Origin of the sequence: Streptomyces sp. NPDC005266 (genome assembly GCF_040607655.1) — a bacterium.
Taxonomy (GTDB): domain Bacteria; phylum Actinomycetota; class Actinomycetes; order Streptomycetales; family Streptomycetaceae; genus Streptomyces.
On the sequence record NZ_JBEXHC010000005.1, the window covers coordinates 394,402 to 412,107 of the forward strand.

13 protein-coding genes and 1 pseudogene are annotated in these 17,706 nt (G+C 72.5%); 8 read left to right on the forward strand and 6 right to left on the reverse strand.

The window, feature by feature from the left end:
• Nucleotides 1-178 precede the first annotated feature (178 nt).
• Nucleotides 179-685: an inorganic diphosphatase gene (locus ABZU99_RS13030; protein ID WP_355939026.1), complete on the reverse strand. Its 507-nt coding sequence runs from the start codon at nt 683-685 to the stop codon at nt 179-181.
• A gap of 94 nt (nt 686-779) precedes the next feature.
• On the reverse strand, nt 780-1,502 hold the full coding sequence (locus ABZU99_RS13035) for a TetR/AcrR family transcriptional regulator (protein WP_355939024.1): 723 nt from the start codon (nt 1,500-1,502) through the stop codon (nt 780-782).
• A 120-nt stretch (nt 1,503-1,622) separates the two neighbouring features.
• Between ABZU99_RS13035 and ABZU99_RS13040 the strand changes: the two genes are divergently transcribed.
• The gene (locus tag ABZU99_RS13040; RefSeq protein ID WP_356046936.1) at nt 1,623-2,690 is read left to right on the forward strand and encodes a medium chain dehydrogenase/reductase family protein; all 1,068 of its coding nucleotides are present in this window, start codon (nt 1,623-1,625) and stop codon (nt 2,688-2,690) included.
• A 451-nt stretch (nt 2,691-3,141) separates the two neighbouring features.
• Here ABZU99_RS13040 and ABZU99_RS13045 read toward each other — a convergent pair whose 3' ends face one another.
• The 3 genes from ABZU99_RS13045 to ABZU99_RS13055 form a co-directional block, all read right to left on the reverse strand.
• Nucleotides 3,142-3,945, reverse strand: coding sequence for a carbon-nitrogen hydrolase family protein (locus ABZU99_RS13045; RefSeq protein WP_356046934.1), 804 nt, complete (start codon nt 3,943-3,945; stop codon nt 3,142-3,144).
• A 241-nt stretch (nt 3,946-4,186) separates the two neighbouring features.
• Complete coding sequence (locus ABZU99_RS13050; protein WP_355939015.1) at nt 4,187-4,627, reverse strand: SPW repeat protein; 441 nt, start codon at nt 4,625-4,627, stop codon at nt 4,187-4,189.
• Nucleotides 4,628-4,802: 175 nt separating this feature from the next.
• The gene (locus tag ABZU99_RS13055) at nt 4,803-5,174 is read right to left on the reverse strand and encodes a 5-carboxymethyl-2-hydroxymuconate Delta-isomerase (protein WP_355939012.1); all 372 of its coding nucleotides are present in this window, start codon (nt 5,172-5,174) and stop codon (nt 4,803-4,805) included.
• A gap of 326 nt (nt 5,175-5,500) precedes the next feature.
• Between ABZU99_RS13055 and ABZU99_RS13060 the strand changes: the two genes are divergently transcribed.
• Complete coding sequence (locus ABZU99_RS13060; protein WP_355939009.1) at nt 5,501-6,109, forward strand: winged helix-turn-helix domain-containing protein; 609 nt, start codon at nt 5,501-5,503, stop codon at nt 6,107-6,109.
• 165 nt (nt 6,110-6,274) lie between these two features.
• Here the strand turns inward: ABZU99_RS13060 and ABZU99_RS13065 are convergent, their stop codons facing one another.
• Nucleotides 6,275-8,470, reverse strand: a complete 2,196-nt coding sequence (locus tag ABZU99_RS13065; RefSeq protein WP_355939006.1) for an MMPL family transporter — start codon at nt 8,468-8,470, stop codon at nt 6,275-6,277.
• Nucleotides 8,471-8,708: 238 nt separating this feature from the next.
• On the opposite strand from ABZU99_RS13065, the gene ABZU99_RS13070 reads away from it, so the two are divergent.
• The 6 genes and pseudogenes from ABZU99_RS13070 (at nt 8,709) to ABZU99_RS13095 (ending at nt 17,648) form a co-directional block, all read left to right on the forward strand.
• On the forward strand, nt 8,709-9,983 hold the full coding sequence (locus ABZU99_RS13070) for a histidine kinase (RefSeq protein WP_356046931.1): 1,275 nt from the start codon (nt 8,709-8,711) through the stop codon (nt 9,981-9,983).
• 178 nt (nt 9,984-10,161) lie between these two features.
• Complete coding sequence (locus ABZU99_RS13075; RefSeq protein ID WP_356046929.1) at nt 10,162-11,604, forward strand: hypothetical protein; 1,443 nt, start codon at nt 10,162-10,164, stop codon at nt 11,602-11,604.
• A pseudogene (locus ABZU99_RS13080) lies at nt 11,601-12,760 on the forward strand (hypothetical protein). Before ABZU99_RS13075 ends, ABZU99_RS13080 begins: the two are co-directional and overlap by 4 nt.
• A 129-nt stretch (nt 12,761-12,889) precedes the next feature.
• Nucleotides 12,890-13,738 (forward strand): aminoglycoside 3-N-acetyltransferase, encoded by an 849-nt coding sequence (gene aac(3), locus ABZU99_RS13085; RefSeq protein ID WP_356046925.1) that lies wholly within the window; start codon nt 12,890-12,892, stop codon nt 13,736-13,738.
• 8 nt (nt 13,739-13,746) lie between these two features.
• A complete protein-coding gene (locus ABZU99_RS13090) occupies nt 13,747-14,406 on the forward strand; it encodes a response regulator transcription factor (protein ID WP_355939807.1) in 660 nt (219 codons plus the stop codon).
• 92 nt (nt 14,407-14,498) lie between these two features.
• Complete coding sequence (locus tag ABZU99_RS13095; protein ID WP_356046923.1) at nt 14,499-17,648, forward strand: alpha-N-acetylglucosaminidase; 3,150 nt, start codon at nt 14,499-14,501, stop codon at nt 17,646-17,648.
• Nucleotides 17,649-17,706 lie beyond the last annotated feature (58 nt).

The following is a 17,706-nucleotide window of genomic DNA, read 5'->3' on the forward strand; positions in this document are numbered from 1 at the left end:
GCCGAGAAGGGCCCGCACAAGGTCAACCCGGGCGGGGCCAGCCGGGCGCCGAGAAGGGCCCGCACAAGGTCAACCCGGGCGGGGCCAGCCGGGCGCCGAGAAGGGCCCGCACAAGGTCAACCCGGGCGGGGCCAGCCGGGCGGCCAGAAGGGCCCGCACAAGGTCAGCCGGGCTGGGGTCAGCCGGTCCGCCGGGCGGTTTCGGTCGCGCGGGCGCGGGAGGCGGATATCTCGGCGTACGCCCGGTCGCGGCCCTCCCAGTGGGAGCCCTCGACGGACTTGCCCGGTTCGAGATCCTTGTATACCTCGAAGAAGTGCGTGATCTCCATGCGGTCGAATTCGGGGACGTCCTGGATGTCCTGGACGCCGGCGTAGCGCGGGTCATGGGCCGGGACGCAGAGGATCTTCTCGTCCGGGCCCTTCTCGTCCCTCATCACGAACATGCCGATCGCCCGGCAGAGGATGACACAACCGGGGAAGGTGGGTTCGCCGACGGTGACGAGGGCATCGAGCGGATCGCCGTCGCCACCGAGGGTGTGGTCGATGTATCCGTAGTCGGCCGGGTACTTCGTGGCGGTGAACAGCATCCGGTCCAGCCGGATCCGCCCGGACTCTTGATCCATCTCGTACTTGTTGCGGGACCCCTCCGGGATCTCCACGACGACGTCGAACTCGGCCTGCTCCATCGTGACCTCCGGTCACCCGTGCCCTCCGGTGTGCTTCCAGTGTGCGCCGTGCACGCCGGGCGGGCAGCTCGGGTCGCGGGTGCGAAGCCCATGCTCAGGCGCCCCGCATCAGGGCCTCGACCTCGGCCTCGAAGAGCACCGACGGATCGAAGCCCATCCCCGTGAACTGGCCTTGCACATCGAGGCTGATCACGCCGTGGAGCCGGGTCCAGGTACGCAGGGCGCGGCCCTTCAGCTCTCCGTCTGACGCGGGGCCCTGGGCCCAGGGGCCGGCGCCCTCCAGATGGCGCGAAAGCTGCGCCTCCAGCTCCGTGACGGGCTCCCCCGGCTCCCCCGGCTCGCCGGGCCCCTTGAGCTGCTCGGGCTGCTCGGCCCGCGCGGCACGGGCGCCGTTCAGGGTGGCGCAGGCGTCGAGGATGGTTCGCATCAGCCGGGCGGCGATCTCGGTGGTCTCGGGCGGGGCCTGGTAACCGGGCACCGGGGTGCCGTAGATGAGCAGATAGCGGTCGGGCTGCTCCTTCGCCCAGTCGCGGATGGCGTGGGCCAGCGCACGGAAGCGGTCGGCGGGGGCGGCGTCGGCGACGGCCTGGGCGGTGACCTCGGCCAGATCACGGTAGGCGTCGGTGATCAGCTCGGTGAGCAACTCGTCCCGGCCCGCGAAATAACGGTAGAGCGCGGGGCCGGTCATGCCCATCGCCTTCGCGATCGCATTCACCGAGATGCCCGCGGTGCCCGCCTCGGCCAGCTGGGTCAGGGCTACGGCCTTCGCCTCCTCCCGGGTCTGTTTGCGGTAGCGCTCGCGCCGTGCTGTCGCCATGGACACGCCTCTCATACGGGCCTTGGAAGGTGGGCCTTGACACCGCCAGGGTAACAGGTTCATTGTTTTGTTAGAAGTTCTCACCGCCGAGAGAAGACCTTACGAGAAGCGGGGTTCGCCATGCTCACCGAAGTCGTCCTGCCTGGTCCGGTGGAGCCGGAGGGGCTCCGGTTGCGCACCCGTCCGCTGCCCGAGCCCGGCCCCGGGCAGGCGCTGGTGGCCGTCGAGGCGTCGGGGGTGTCCTTCGCCGAGCAGCAGATGCGGCGCGGCAAGTACTACGACCAGCCGCCGTTCCCCTTTGTGCCGGGATACGACCTGGTGGGGATGGTCGCCGCGACCGGGGCCGGAGTCGACCCGGCGCTGCGGGGCCGCCGGTTCGCGGTGCTGACGAAGACGGGCGGCTGGGCCAGCCATGCCCTGGTCGACGCCGGCGATCTGGTGGAGGTGCCGGATGGGGTCGACGCGGGCGAGGCCGAGACGGTGGTGGTCAACGGGATCACGGCATGGCAGATGCTGCACCGGGTGGCCAGGGCCCGGCCCGGTATGACCGTGCTGGTCCACGGCGCCAACGGCGGGGTGGGATCCACCCTCGTCCAGCTCGCCCGGCACACGGGCATCAAGGTCATCGGCACCGCCTCCCCACGCCATCACGAGGCGGTGCGCGCGCTGGGCGCCACCCCTGTCGACTATCGCGATCCGGATCTGCCCGCGCGGGTGCGCACGCTCGCCCCGGGCGGGGTGGACGCGGTCTTCGACCACGTCGGCGGCGAGGGCATCGTCGACTCCTTCCGGCTGCTCGCCCGGGGCGGCACGCTCGTCTCGTACGGCACGGCGGCCACCCGGGACGTGCCCGGATCGTCGCGGGCGCCGGTGCTGAAGCTGCTGGCCCGGCTGATGCTGTGGAATGGGCTGCCCAACGGGCGGCGGGCGCATTTCTTCAATCTATGGGCCGGACGACGGCGGCTGACCGCCTATCAGGCGCGCGTCCGCGAGGACCTGGGGCAGGTTCTGGCGCTGCTCGCGAGCGGTGATCTCACGGCCCACGTGGCGGCGCGGCTGCCGCTGGCCGAGGCCGCGGAGGGGATGCGGCTGGCGGAGTCCAGCACCGTCACCGGCAAGGTTGTCCTGGTGACGGGGCACGGCACCGGTCCGGCCGGCAACCGCGCCACCGAAGGGGCCGCCCGATGACCAGCCCCGGACGGCGCACCGGCCCTGACGACGGACCAGGCCGGGCGGCGAACCAGGCCCGGGCGGCGAACCGGCCCGGCGGCGGTCGGCCACCGTCTGGAGGCCCCACGATGCGGGCCCGGCGCGTCAGCCCCTTGTCACGTCACACTCCGGGCCTGCCGGCGGCACCGGCCCTGACGACGCACCAGCCCCGGGCGGCGCGGCGCACCGGCCCTGACGACGGACCAGCCCCGAGCGGCGCACCGGGCCCGGGCGGCGAACCAGCCCCGGGCGGCGAACCGGCCCTGACGACGGTCCGGGCCTGCCGGCGGCACCGGCCCTGACGACGGACCAGCCCCGGGCGGCGAACCGGCCCGGCGGCGGTCGGCCACCGTCTGGAGACCCCACGCGGCGGGCCCGGCGCGTCAGCCCCTTGTCACGTCACACTCCGGGCCTGCCGGATGCGGCATTCTCATACGCGCGTGCCCAGCCTGCGGTTGGCCAGGACGGACACCTTGCGGCGTACGGCGGTGACCTCGTCGGTGTCGACGTCTCCCACCAGCAGCCCGGGGCCCGCGTCCAGCCGCTCGCGCACGGTCCCGTCTGGCCCGATGAGGGCGCTGTGGCCGATGCCGGTGGGGGCGGAGGTCGCGGGGGTGCCCCCGGCCGCCGCCGGGTCGGCCTGGCCCACGGCCGCCAGCCATACGGTGGCGTCCAGCGCCCGCGCCCGGGTCAGCAGCTCCCACTGCTCGCGCTTGCCCGGTCCGGCGCCCCAGGAGGCGGGCAGCAGGGAGAGCACGGCGCCCTCATCGGCATGGGCCCGGAAGAGCTCTGGAAACCGTACGTCGTAGCAGGTGGCGAGGCCGATACGGACGCCGTCGAGGTCGAAGGTCACCACCCGTGAGCCGGGGGCCACGGTGTCGGACTCGGCGAAGCCGAAGGCGTCGTAGAGGTGGATCTTGTCGTAGGCGGCCTCGACGCCGGGGCCGGTGGCCAGCAGCGTGTTGGTCACCCGGCCGTCGGGCGCCGGGGTGAACATGCCCGCCACGACCACGAGTCCGGCGTCCTTGGCGATCTGCCGGAGCCCGGTGGCCCAGGGGCCGTCCAGGGGTTCGGCCAGGGGGGCGAGGGAGGTGCCGAAGCAGGCCATCGCGGCCTCGGGGAACACGACGAGGCGAGCGCCGGCCTCCGCCGCGCGGTCCGCCTGCTCGCGCAGGAGGGCGAGGTTCTGCTCGGGGTCCGGGCCGGTGGTGATCTGGCTCAGGGCGATGCGCATGGGGCGGACGGCCTCACTCTCTGGTCGGTGGGTCACGCGGTGTCCGGGCGGTGTTCTCCCCCACCTTGCCCCCTCCCATGGCATCGGCGTGCGACGGGGCGGCAGGGCACCGGACCTCAGGGCACGGGGCCGCAGGGCACAGGGTCGCAGGGCACGGGGTGCGGAGGGGCGCCGGGAGGAGGGGACAGGCCGCGACCGCACCCGTGGGGGTGCGGCCGACGGCCTTTCTCGTCACCAGGGGTCAGGCTTCCCGACCCTTACGCATCACCATCCCCGCGGCCACCAGCCCGAACAGGCAGGTGAAAGCGCCGACAATGACGTTGTTCCAGATCACTCCGGCATCGGCGCCTCTGCCGACCACCCAGGGGGAGATGATCATCCATACACCGATCGCGGACATGGCCCAGCACAGGCTGTACATCCTCCTCGGCGCCGTGGTGAGGCCGATGCCCAGCAGTGCCACGGCGATCCCGAGGATGAGGTTGTTGGCCATGAGGTCCGGGTGGGCGCCCGAGAAGTGCACCACCCAAGGGGAGATGGCGAAGTACAGACCGGCGAGAAGCACCGGTCCGTCGAGGAAGACAACATCCCGCGCGTCCATCATGCGGGCGTAACGCTCCCGCATCTCGGTCACATCGGGGTGACCAGTAAGATCGCCTCTGGTACGTGAGACGTCGGCCATACGACTCGCCTCCTTCGATCCATGCAAGTCCGACCGCGCAGTGCGGTAAAACACCGCACCACCATTGTGCGCCTCGCCTTGGTTTAAAGGTAGATGTCGGATTGGCACCGTTAGTTCACTGTTCGCTACCAGTTGGCGCGGCCGACCCCTTTTCCGCGCCGGTTTTCCGCGCCGGCTACGCGGGATGGGTCTCCTCGTTCTTCTGGTAGCAGTCCCGGTCCAGATCGCGGATATCGACGGTCGTCTGCACGGTCAGCCCCGGGACGGGCGCCACATGGGCGCGGGCGACGTCCAGGACGGCGCGGGACAGCTCACGCTTGGTCGCGGCGTCCCGGCCGGAGAGGATCGACACCTCGACGTGGAGCATGGCGAGACCCGGGGCGCCGTCGCCGATGTACGCCTCCTCGACGCGCCGGAAGCGGGTCTTGCAGGCCCCCACCCCACCGTCGATGGTCTTGGCGATCACCGGGTGCAGCGCGGTGCCGAAGGCCCGGCGGTCGAAGGCGTCGGTCAGGGTGTCGGAGTAGTCGACGACGATGTGCGGCATGGTGCAGGCGCTCGTCGCGGGGCTCGGCGGGGCTCACATGGGCCGGTTACGTCGGCATCCTCGCACCTCGTCCTCGTACGGGAGCGAGCGCCCCCGCCCGGTTGTCTGCTTCAATAGGGGCATGGCCAGCCTTCACGACACCGCGACGGGTCGACTCGACCTTGAGCCGTTCTGGCCGTCCCGGCAGGCGCACCACTTCGACCGCGAGTGTTGCCGCGCATCCGATGCGCGGGCCCGCTCGCTCGGCCACTGACACCACCAGCAGGTCGCCCAGCCCGCGCGCACGACGTCCACCGACGCCCTTCTGCGCGAAAGAGCTGACTCCCATGACGCACGTCCGTAGCCTGTCGTCCGCCGTCACCACCCCTGTTGCCGCTCCCGGCTCCGCCAACCGCCAGCGGCTGCGAGCCGTCGCACCCGACGAGGTGCCACCGGTCGCCGAGTTGCTGCACCCCGGCGCCACCTGGCTGCCCGCTCCCCCGCACACCCTCCCCACGCTCCCCGGCCATCCGCCGATGGTCGGCTATCTGGTGCTGGTCCCGGCCGACCAGCCCGAGGCCGCCGCGGCGCCCCTCGGCGGCACGGCACCCGTCGGCGGAGCCGCACCGCTCGCCGGGGCGGTGCCCACCGGCCGGGCGGGCAGGGGAGACGAGCTCGTACGCATCGACCCCGACCAGCGGACCGCGCATGTCGCGGGGCGCCCGCTGGATCTCACGTATCTGGAATTCGAGCTGCTGGCCCATCTCGTCGCGCATCCGCACCGGGTGCACACCCGCGATCAGCTGGTGACGACGGTGTGGGGGTACGGCCATGTCGGCGACGGCCGGACCGTCGATGTGCATGTCGCCCGGCTGCGCCGCAAGATGGGCGCCGAGCACCGGGGGACGATCATGACGGTGCGGCGGGTGGGCTACAAGTACGTGCCGACCGCGTAGCGCGGTACGCCAGGGAGCCGGGCGGGCCGGAAGGCCGGCCCGCCCGGCTCCGCCGTTCGCGCACCTAAGCGGATGCGGTGAAGTCAAGTGCCGATCCTTCTCGGCGTCCAAGCCCTCGGCCAGGCCGAACGGCGAGGGATCAGCGGCGAACTTCACCTCCTCCGCTTAGCGCCCCGCCCCCACCAGCGGGCGGCGCGGCCCCTCCGCCGGCCCCTCGCCATGGCCGAGGGTCGGCAGCCACCGCAGTGCGCGCGGCAGATACCAGTTGCGCTCGCCGAGCAGCGCCATCACCGAGGGCAGCAGCACCATGCGTACCAGCGTGGCGTCCACCAGCACCGCGACCGCGAGCCCGACCCCCATCTGCTGCATGTCCTGCATCCGCAGCAGGGCGAAGACCGCGAACACGGCGATCATGATGGCGGCCGCCCCGGTGACCGAACCCGCCGTGGTGCGGATGCCCTCCCGAATCGCCTCCCGTGTCGGCAGGCCCCGGTCGTGCGCCTCACGGATCCGCGACACCACGAAGACGTGATAGTCCATCGACAGCCCGAAGAGGATGACGAGGACGAACAGCGGCATCCACGCCTCGATCGCCCCGGCGGGTTCCATGCCCAGCGTCTCCGCTCCCCAGCCGTGCTGGAAGACGGCGGTCATCGTGCCGTACGCGGCGCCCACGGACAGCAGATTGAGCAGGATGGAGGCGATCGCGATGGGCAGCGAGCGGAAGCAGACCAGCATCAGCACGAAGGTCACGGCGGCGATGAAGAGGAAGACGGGCGCGATATCGGTCTTCAGCCGGTCGATGAAGTCGAGGTTCCCGGCGAGCTCGCCGCCCACGTACGCCTTCCGGGAGACCGGGCCGAGGATCCGCGGGACAAGGTCGTCCTGGAGCGTGTGCAGGGCGCGCCGGGACGCGGCGTTCTGTCCGTTCCCGGCGAGCGGCACCTCGATGCGGGCGACGCCCTCCTTCCGATGCAGCTCCACTTCGACCGTCCTGCCGAACCGGCCCGAGGCGGCGAGCTCCTTCCTGAAGTCGGCGACGGCCGCGCCGAAGCGGGGCGAGGCGATGTCGTCGGCCCGCACCACCACCTCGGCCGGGGCGGGCCCGCCGGGGAAGGCGCCGGTGATCTCCTTGTAGGCGACGGTCAGCGCGGCGTCGGAACCGAACTGCTTCTCCATACCGAGCTGTTCGGTCTTCATGCCCAGCGCGGGCGCGCACAGGAGCAGCAGCAGCGCTCCCGAGACTGCGGCGAACAGCTTCGGCCGGGCCAGCACCGGCCGCATCAGCCGGTCCGAGACGCCGCCGGCGGCGTGCACACCCTTCCTCCGGCGGCGGTTCAGCAGCGGCACCCGCCCGGCGTCGATCCGGTCGCCGAGCCAGGACAGCATCGCGGGCAGCACCGTCACCGAGCCCAGCATCGCCATCAGGACGACCAGGATGGTGGCGGCCGCGAAGCCCTTGAAGAGCAGCAGCCCGGACAGGAACATCCCGGACATCGCCAGCATGACCGTGATCCCGGAGACCAGCACGGCCCGGCCGCTGGTGGCCGCCGCGATCCGCAGCGCGGTCGCCGCGTCCCGGCCCGCGGCCCGCTCATCGCGTTCGCGCCGCAGACAGAACAGGCAGTAGTCGACGCCCACGGCCAGCCCCACCAGGAACATCACCGAGTTGGTGGACTCGAACAGGGGCAGCTTGTGGCTGACGAACGCCAGCAGCCCGAAGGTGCCGACGCAGGCCGTCACCCCGAGCAGCACCGGCAGCAGCGCGGCGACCAGCGCCCCGAAGACCACCAGCAGAATGCCCAGCGCCAGGGGCACGGCCGTGAGCTCGGCCTTCTTGAGGTCGTCGGTCAGCATCCCGCTCAGCATGTGCTGCGCGGTGGCGTCCCCGAACTCATGGACCGTGACGCCCTGATGCGCCGACTCCGTCTTCTCCACCGCGTCGAGGACCGGCTGGACCCGGTCCCCCGCGGTGTCCGGGTCGCCCCTCAGCTCAAAGCTGATCAGTGCCTCCCGTCCGTTCTTCGAGCGCACCGGTGGCTGGATCCGTACCGCCTCGCCGGTCTTCTCCAGGCGCGCCGCGAGGTCACGGGCCGCGTCCCGCCAGCCGTCCGTCCGGCCGGCCCGAACCATCACCATCTCCCCGGCCGGCGTCTGGAGGCCCGCGTCCTCCAGGATCTTCTCGGCGCGTGCGGAGTCGCCGGTGCCGTTCTCGGAGTTCGTCATCTGCCGGGACCCGGACATGCCGCCGGCCACGGCGACCACGACGACGAACAGCAGCCATCCGATGATGGCGGTCTTGCGGTGGCGGGTGCTCCACCCGCCCAGCCGCACGGCCAGGCCCTTCCTCGCTGCGTTCATGGCGTCTCCCCCGGGGGATATGGAGCGGAATCGGTCACGTCCTCGACGCTAGAAACCGGCGCGCTCCCGCCCCAGCCGGGCAGCCACCCGATCGCCGGGACGTAAGGAGAGGCCCGAGGGTGGTGCCGGGTACACCTCCGGACGGGGACAGGCCCCCCTGACCGGGCACCAACGCGCCCCCACACTGAAGGTGACGGACAATGAGGCCGAGGGGACCGACCGCCGAGGGGGACGCCGGATGAAGGCACGCAGGGCGCCACTGGCCTGCGCCCGGGGGCTGGGCCTCTCCTTTCTCGCGCTGGTGTCGATCCCCTTGTCCGTGCTGGCCATCGTGTCGATCTGTCTCGTCCCGGTGGGCGTGGGGGTCTTCACCACCCCTCCGCTCATCAAGGCGGTGCGCGCCCAGGCCGATCTGCGCCGACTGCTGGCCGCCACGTGGTCCGGGGTCCGGATCCGGGCGCCGTACCGGCCGCTGCCCGCCGATCGCCGCACCGGTGTCACCGGACAGGTGGAGCTGTGCGCCTTCCTGCTGAAGGACCGGGCGACCTGGCGCGATCTGCTGTGGCTGCAGGTCGACATGGTGGCCGGATACCTCACCGCCCTGCTGGCCTTCGCCTTCGTGCCGTACGGAATCGAGGGTTCGGTGCTGGCCGCGGGGGTCTGGAGGCCCATCGTCGGCGCGGCCGGCACCTACTGGTACGGGTTCATCCCCATCGACTCGCAGACCAGGGCCTTCCTCGCCGCCCTGCTCGGGTTCGGCTTCATCGCCCTCGGGCTGTTCCTCTCCCCCGTCCTGCTGCGCACCCACTTCCTGCTGGCCCGCGCCTTCCTCGACCCGACCCCGACCATGGCGCTCGCCGAACGGGTCCAGCGGCTCACCGAGACCCGGCACGACGCCGTCGACACCTCCGCCGCCGAGCTCCGCCGTATCGAGCGCGATCTGCACGACGGCGCCCAGGCGCGCCTGGTCGCCATGGGCATGAGCCTGGGCACGGTCGAGGCGCTGATCGAGAAGGATCCCGCCCAGGCCAAGAAGCTGCTCGCCGCGGCCCGCGCGAACTCGGCCGAGGCCCTGTCCGAACTGCGCGACCTGGTCCGCGGCATCCACCCGCCCGTCCTGGCCGAGCGCGGTCTGGGCGACGCGGTACGCGCCCTGGCGCTGCGGATGCCGATGCCGGTCGAGGTGACGGTGGAGCTGGCGGGCAGGGCCGCCGAACCGGTCGAGTCGGCCGCCTACTTCGCCGTCAGCGAGGTGCTCACCAATGCGGCCAAGCACGCGGGCGCGGCGCGGATGTGGCTCGACCTGCACCACGAGGACGGGATGCTGCGCATCGCGGTGACCGACGACGGCCGGGGCGGCGCGCGGACCTCACCGGACGGTGGGCTGGGCGGGGTCGAGCGGCGTCTGGGCACCTTCGACGGGATCCTCGCGGTCAGCAGCCCGGTGGGCGGGCCGACCATGGTGACGATGGAGATTCCCTGCACGCTGTCGGCGCCGAGGCCCACCGGGTAGCAGCCCATCGGGCCGGGCCGGGGAAATCCGGCGGCGGAGTGAACGGCGTTGGTGTTAGCGTGCTGAAGCCGGTCGCGGGACTCCGATGCGACTTCCGGAACCCGCCTGCTAAGCGACGATTCGCAGTTCGTGTCCTCATTCCCCGACCGGCCCCCGAACCCCCGAGCCGGAGGCCACGTTGGAGACTTGGGCCGACCTGGTGGCGGCGGAGGATGTGCTGCTCTTCGTGAACGCGGCCATCACTTCCACGGGACAGCGCGAATTCCACTCAGAGGCGGGCGAGCAGCGCATGTCGCTGGACTTTCTCCACGCCTACATGCTGGAGAACTACCGCGACCTGTACGCCGCGACGCTCGCGCTGAACATCAATGACCACAATGCGGCGCTCATCGTCCGGCGGCTGCTGGAAAGCGCCTCGGAGGCCACCTTCGAGCAGCGCCGCGCCGAGGGCCGGCTCATCGCCCGGCGGCTCGCCGATCTCCCGCCGCCCAGGGTCTACCGGCTCTTCCGGGCACTGCGCCGGGCCGGGGTCAACAACCGCCGCACCCGTGCCATCATGCGGGACTGGCTGGCGGCCCGCCCGGATCCGGCGTTCGACGCCGTGAAGTACCGGGGCGGGGTCAAGTCGGCCGCCCGCCACGCCCATCTGCCGCTCGCCGCCGATCTCGGCCCGTTTCTCTTCGAACCCGTCGGCCGCCGCGGGGAGGGGTTCCGCACCCCGCTGCTCGACGCGTGGCGCCGTGCGCACTACGAGCAGTCGGCGGTGTACGAGCTCCCCTACACCGTCGCCGAGGGTTTCGCGGCCAAGCACGGCATCGACCGTGCCGTCTTCCTGGAACGCATCGCCCCGCGGCTGACCCGGCTGGAGCGGCTGCGGCTGCAGGAAGCGGCCCGGGCGAGGGGCCCGGAGGCGTTCCAAGCCGTCCGGGCCGACCTGGCGGCGATGCCGCTGACCCGGCTGGCCACGTATGTCCTCTCGCTGCCGCTCGATGAGCGCACCGCCCGCCGCGCCGAGCTGACCGCCGCGCTGCGGGCCGCCGCGCTGCGCACCGCGGGCGCCCGCGCCGGGACCTGGGGCCGGGTCGCGGCGGTCCTCGACGACAGCTTCTCCTCCTTCGGCTCGGTGCGGAAGCGCCGCCGTCCCCTCGCGGTCGCGCTCGGCTGTCACTTCCTGCTGGAGGCGCTGGCGGGCGACTTCACGCCGCTGTGGCTCTCGGGCCGCGGCGACGCGCTGCTGCTGTCTCCGTACGGCCCCACGCCGCTCGGCGAACGGATCCTGGACGCCCTGGAGCACCGGCCGGACCGGCTGGTGATCGTCTCCGACGGATGGGAGAACGCACCGCCCGGCCTGGCCGGAGAGGTGCTGCGCGTCTGGCGCACCCGCCTCGACTCCGACCGCCGCACCGGTGTGGTGCATCTCAACCCCGTGTACGAGGCGGCCGACTTCGACGTGCGGCGGCTGTCCCCGGCCGTGCCCACGGCCGGTGTGCGGGATGCGGAGGACCTGCCGACGCTGGTGGAGTTCGCGCGGTTCGCGGAGGGGCGTACCGGCCTGACCGAGCTGCGGGCCCATCTGGACGCGCGGGTCCGGCACTTCCTCAAGGAGGCACCACCGGCATGACCGCGACGACGGCCTTCGACCTGGCCGGGCTCACCGCCCTGCCCGCCCAGACCTGGGGCGCCATCCGGCTCGTCCCCCTCGTACGCGAGGAGCCGATCACCGATCTGCGCCTGGAGGGGCGGCTCTACGGTGACGACATCGCCGCCGTCGCGCTCGACCGGCGCACGGCCTACTTCTCCTACATCCCGCACGGTTCGTCGCGACATGGACGAAGGACGGGGGCCCGGCCGCGGCATACGGCACCCGGCTGCGGCGGGAAGGCGAAAGGCAGCCGGTGCCCCCGTGCGCCCCGCTCCGCTTCCACCGCCGGATGGCCCGCCGCACCGACAAGAACCGGCTGCGCTTTCTGCCCATGCACCTCGCGCTGGAGGGCTATCTGGCTCTCCACTTCGGCGGTCCGGCGCTGGTGTGGGAGGAGTGGTCGCACCAGGCGGTCGGCCGGGGCCTGTCGCCGCGCGCCGAGCAGGCGTACGCGGGAGCCGAGGTGGCGGGCCTGGGCGACGCGCTGCGGGCCTTCGAGATCCACCCCGGCCAGTGCGGCGTGCTGGTGTACGCGGCCGATGCCCTGGCCGCCGCCTTCGTCGTGCCGCATCCGGACGACTACCGCGCGCTGCATCCGTCGCTGCTGCACGATCTGTACGGGGAGCTGGTGTACCACTACGCGATGCTGTACGGCCCCGTCCCGGACTTCCGTGCCCGCATCCGCGACAGCGCGGTGTCCTCCCTGGCCGGTCTGCGGGCCGAGGCGGCCCGGCAGCGGACGGAGTGGGCGGACTTCCACCGCTCCACGATGGCGGACGGGCTGCTCGACGCCTCGTACGACGTCCAGCGGGTCCACCGCATGGGGCCGTTCGCCCTGTCCCGCTTTCTGCCGCCCTTCCACCGCCGCACCGAGCAGCACATCGGCGAGACCATCACCCACGAGGACGGACGACTCGCCTACCTCAAGACCTTCCGGCTCTCGGAGCACCAGGTCCGCCGCGGCCATCTCCTCACGCGCCTGGCGGCCGCCGACTGGAACCTCAAGGCGGCGGCCGACGGCCTCGGCATCACACCCGCCCAGTTGGCGCTGCGCATCGAGTCGGCGGGGTTCGGCCCGCTGCTGCGCCAGGACGTGCTGGACCACTACCGGGCAGCGGCCCGCCGCGGGGGCTGAGGGGGTGGCGGGGTCGGTGCGGAAGCGGAAGAAAACCGGTGCCGTCGCGTCCCGCGTTCGCTTGGGTGGTGGCGGGGTCGGTGCGGGAGAAATCCGGCGCCGTCGTCCCGCGTTTGCTTGGGTGGTGGCATGGACGAACAGGAGTTACTGGAGCGGTCCGGCGGGCCGATGACGCGGGGGCGGCTGGCCGTCGGGCTGCGGGCGCTCGGTCTGGCCGAGGGCGATGCCGTCATGTTCCACACCCGGCTGTCCGCCCTCGGCTATGTGGCGGGCGGACCGCCGACATTGATCGGCGCGCTGCTGGACGTCGTCGGGGAGCGCGGCACCCTGATGGCGTACTGCGGCTGGAACGACGCACCGCCCTACGACTTCACGCGGTGGCCGGCGGCATGGCAGGAGGCCGTCCGCGCGGAGCATCCCGCCTACGATCCGCGGCTGAGCGAGGCGGACCACACCGTCGGACGGCTGCCCGAGGCGCTGCGCCACTGGCCCGGTGCGGTGCGCAGCCGCCATCCGGATGTCAGTTTCGTCGCGGTCGGGGCAGCGGCCGGGGAGTTGATGGCCGATCACCCGTGGGGCGATCCGCACGGCCCCGGCAGCCCGCTGGCGCGGCTGGTCGCCGTGGGCGGGCGGGTGCTGCTGCTGGGCGCGCCGCTCGACACGTTCACCCTGCTGCACCACGCCGAGGCGCTCGCGGAGGCGCCCGGCAAGCGGTATGTCACCTACGAGCAGCCCGTCCTGGTCGACGGCCGGCGCGTCTGGCGGCGGTTCCATGACATCGACAGCGAGGACGAGGCGTTCGACTACTCCTCGGTGGTGCCCGAGGGCCAGTGGCCGTTCACGGTGATCGCCCAGGACATGCTGGCCGCGGGGATCGGCGTGCGGGGCAGGGTCGGCGCCGCGGAGAGCCATCTGTTCGAGGCGCCCGCGGCCACGCGCTTCGCCGTCGAGTGGATCGAGCGGAGCCCGAACTCATGAAGCTACCCGTGCGCGTTGTGATCGCCGAGGATCTGTTCCTGCTGAGGGACGGGCTGGTGCGCATGTTGGAGGCGTACGACTTCGAGATCGCCGCCGCCGTCGAGAGCGGGCCCGAGCTGGCTCGGGCGTTCGCCGAGCTGGAGCCCGATGTCGCCGTGGTGGATGTGCGGCTGCCGCCGTCGTTCACCGATGAGGGGCTGCAGTGTGCGCTGGCCGCGCGGCGGGAGCGGCAGGGGTTGCCGGTGCTGGTGCTGTCCCAGCATGTGGAGCAGTTGTACGCGCGGGAGCTGCTGGCGGACGGCAGTGGGGGCATCGGGTATCTGCTCAAGGACCGGGTGTTCGACGCGGACCGGTTCATCGACGCCATCCGGCGGGTCGCCGCGGGCGGTACGGCGATGGATCCGCAGGTGATCTCGCAGCTGCTGGACCGGCGGGGGCAGGACCGGCCGATGGGGCGTCTGACGCCGCGTGAGCGGGAGGTGATGGAGCTGATGGCGCAGGGCCGGTCGAACACGGCGATCGCGGCTCAGCTGTTCGTCACCGAGCGGGCGGTGGCCAAGCACACGTCCAATATCTTCGCCAAGCTGGGGCTGCCGCCGTCCGATGACGACAATCGCCGGGTGCTGGCGGTCCTGGCCTATCTGGACCAGGGGCACAGCCGGGACTGAGGCCGTCCCGTGCGCCCCATTGCTCCCGCTCCTCAACGCTGGTTAAGTGCCGTTGGCACACAACGCATTGGCCGTTGTCCGTTGGGGGGCGCATGAGCGACCTGAGCAGACGCACGCTGATCGGAACCGCCGGAGCTCTGGGGGCCGGAGCCGCGTTGGGGAGCTCTTCCCTCGCCGCGGCCGACGCGCCGGACGGCGCACGGGACATCGCACAGGACACCGCCGTGACCGCTTTTGACACCGCCCCCGCGCGGGCCGCGCTGCACCGGCTGCTCCCCGAGCACGCCGACCAGTTCCGGCTGGTGGCCCTGGGCAAGGGGGAGGGGAAGGAGCGGTTCGAGGTCACCGGGTCGCCGGGGCGTCTCACCGTGGCCGGGACCAGCCCGGCGGTGCTGCTCACCGGGGTGCACTGGTATCTGAAGTACACGTGCCACGCACAGATCACCTGGTCCGGCGATCAGCTGAACCTGCCGAAGAGGCTGCCCGCGCCCCACCGCCCCGTCCAGCGATCGACCGCGCTGCCGCACCGCTTCGCGTTCAACGACACCCATGACGGCTACACCGCGCCCTTCGCCGACTGGGACCGCTGGGAGCACCTGATCGACATCGCGGCCCTGCACGGCTGCAACGAGCTCCTGGTCACCGCGGGCCAGGAGGCCGTCTACCACCGGCTGCTGCAGGAGTTCGGCTATACGGAAGCGGAGGCGCGTGCCTGGCTGCCCGCCCCCTCCCACCAGCCCTGGTGGCTGCTGCAGAACATGAGCGGTTACGGCGGTCCGGTGTCCACCGAGCTGCTGGAGAGGCGGACGGCGCTGGGGCGGCGCATCGCCGACCGGCTGCGCGAGCTGGGCATGCGGCCTGTCCTCCCCGGCTACTTCGGCACCGTCCCGGACGGTTTCGCCGCCCGTAACGCGGGGGCCCGTACGGTCCCGCAGGGTGACTGGGCGGGGCTCAAGCGCCCCGACTGGCTCGATCCCCGGACCGAGGCGTTTAGGAAGGTGGCGGCCGCCTTCTACCGCCATCAGCACGAGCTGTTCGGCCCCGCCGAGCTGTTCAAGATGGACCTGCTGCACGAGGGCGGCGACCCCGGCGACGTCCCGGTCCCGGACGCGGCCCGCGCCGTGGAGAGCGCCCTGCGGAGGGCCCGCCCCGGCGCCACCTGGGTGATCCTGGGCTGGCAGGAGAATCCGCGCCGCGATCTGCTGGACGCCGTGGACCACGACCGCATGCTGGTCGTGGACGGCCTGTCGGACCTCGACACCGTCACCGACCGGGAGAAGGACTGGGGCTCGGTCCCGTACGCCTTCGGCACCATCCCCAACTTCGGCGGCCGCACCACGATCGGCGCCAAGACCCATATGTGGGCGCAGCGGTTCACCGTCTGGCGCGACAAGCCGGGCAGCAAGCTCGTCGGCACGGCCTATATGGCGGAGGCGGTCGAGCGCGACCCGGCGGCGTTCGAGCTGTTCAGCGAGTTGGCGTGGCGGGAGGAGGCGGTGGACCGCGCCGACTGGTTCCGTCGTTGGGCGGATGTGCGGTTCGGCGGACGCGATGAGCGGGCGCGGGAGGCGTTCGCCGCGCTGCGCGACACGGCGTACCGGATCAGCAGCAAGGACGGCCGGCCGCACGATTCCGTCTTCGCCGCCCGCCCCTCCCTCTCCGCCCGCTCGGGAACCCACTGGGCCACCCACACGCCCGCCTTCGACCCGGCCGGCTTCGACGTCGCCTTCGCGGCACTGCTGGCCGTGCGGCCCGCGCTGCGCGACAGCGACGCCTACCGCCACGATCTGACCGACACCGCCCGGCAGGCGCTCGCCAACCGCTCCTGGCAGCTGATCCCGCAGCTCCAGGACGCGTACCAGCGCAAGGACCTGGAGACCTTCCGGCGGCTGGCCCGGCTGTGGCTGAAGCTGATGCGGCTGAGCGACGCCATGACCGGCGCCCACCGCCGCTTTCTGCTCGGCCCCTGGCTGGAGGACGCCAAGCGGATGGCGACCGGGGCCGAGGAGTCCGCCCAGCTGGAGCACGCCGCCCGCGCCCTCATCACCACGTGGGCGGACCGGGTCACGGCGGACGGCGGCAAGCTCGCCAACTACGCCAACCGGGACTGGAACGGCCTGATCGGCGACTTCCACCTCCCCCAGTGGCAGTCCTATCTGGACGAGCTGGAGGACGCGCTGGCCCAGGGGCGGGCGCCGCGCGCCTTCGACTGGTTCGCGGTCGAGGAGCCGTGGACGCGTGAGCGCAAGAGCTATCCGGTGCGGCCGACGGCGGACGCCCACCACACCGCCCAGCGGGTGTACGAGGCGCTCGCCAAGGCCCCGTACCAGGGCACGGTGACCGTCACCACCGAGCCCGCCACGCTGCCGCCCGGCGGCTCGGCCGCCATCACCGCCGCCCTGCGGAACGTCAACGGACTGCGCCCCACCGGCCGGGTCGACTTCGAGCTGACCCTGACCGGTCCGGCCCCGGTACCGGACGGACCGAGCCGGCTGCCGAGCGTCCCGGCGGGCGGCACCGGGGAAGTCCGCTGGCGCGCGACCGCCCCCGACGGGCCGCTGGACCGTCCGCTGAAGCCGCTGCCGTACGAGCTGGCCGTGGCGTACGGGCCGCGCGGCGAGGACCGGGTGCGCACTGTGCGCGGCGGCACGCTGTGGCTCGGCGGGCCGCTGGCGGACGGCCTGAGGACGGTCACCAACAGCGGCGCGGTCTTCGGGCAGCTGGGCGAGCGGTTCGCGATCGACGGGGCGGGCCAGGACCTGTGGAAGGCCACTGCCGAGTTCGGGGCGGTCTACCGGGCGGGGGTGCTGGCCGTCGGCGGCGCGGTGACGGCGAAGGTGGAGCGCCAGGCGGCCACCGGGCCGTGGGCGCGGGCCGGGATCATCGTCCGCAACGCCCTCGCCACGGCGGGCTCCCCCGGCTTCGTCAACCTGTCCGTCACCCCGGCGAACGGCGTCGTACTGTCGTACGACGCGAACGGCGACGGCACGCTCGACACCTACCAGCGGATCACCGGCGTGAAGGCGCCCGCACTGCTGCGGCTGACCCGCACCGCCACCACCTCCTACACCGGCGAGCTGTCCACCGATGACGGCGCGACCTGGCGGAAGGTCGCCACGGTGACGGCGCCGGACTCGGCGGCGGGCGCCCAGGACGCCGGGCTCTTCATGAGCGCGGCGAACGGCGGCAGTGGTGTCCGGGGGACGGTCGAGTTCAGCGGCTGGCACACCAACACGCCGTAAATCGAACGGGGTCACCTCACCCGCCGCCGTCGGCGGCGGGTGAGGTGACCAACCCGCG

Coding starts and splice junctions, on each gene's coding strand:
- ABZU99_RS13030 (WP_355939026.1), bottom strand. CDS start 685: ATGGAGCAGGCCGAGTTCGACGTCGTCGTGGAGATCCCGGAGGGGTCC.
- ABZU99_RS13035 (WP_355939024.1), bottom strand. CDS start 1,502: ATGGCGACAGCACGGCGCGAGCGCTACCGCAAACAGACCCGGGAGGAG.
- ABZU99_RS13040 (WP_356046936.1), top strand. CDS start 1,623: ATGCTCACCGAAGTCGTCCTGCCTGGTCCGGTGGAGCCGGAGGGGCTC.
- ABZU99_RS13045 (WP_356046934.1), bottom strand. CDS start 3,945: ATGCGCATCGCCCTGAGCCAGATCACCACCGGCCCGGACCCCGAGCAG.
- ABZU99_RS13050 (WP_355939015.1), bottom strand. CDS start 4,627: ATGGCCGACGTCTCACGTACCAGAGGCGATCTTACTGGTCACCCCGAT.
- ABZU99_RS13055 (WP_355939012.1), bottom strand. CDS start 5,174: ATGCCGCACATCGTCGTCGACTACTCCGACACCCTGACCGACGCCTTC.
- ABZU99_RS13060 (WP_355939009.1), top strand. CDS start 5,501: ATGACGCACGTCCGTAGCCTGTCGTCCGCCGTCACCACCCCTGTTGCC.
- ABZU99_RS13065 (WP_355939006.1), bottom strand. CDS start 8,470: ATGAACGCAGCGAGGAAGGGCCTGGCCGTGCGGCTGGGCGGGTGGAGC.
- ABZU99_RS13070 (WP_356046931.1), top strand. CDS start 8,709: ATGAAGGCACGCAGGGCGCCACTGGCCTGCGCCCGGGGGCTGGGCCTC.
- ABZU99_RS13095 (WP_356046923.1), top strand. CDS start 14,499: ATGAGCGACCTGAGCAGACGCACGCTGATCGGAACCGCCGGAGCTCTG.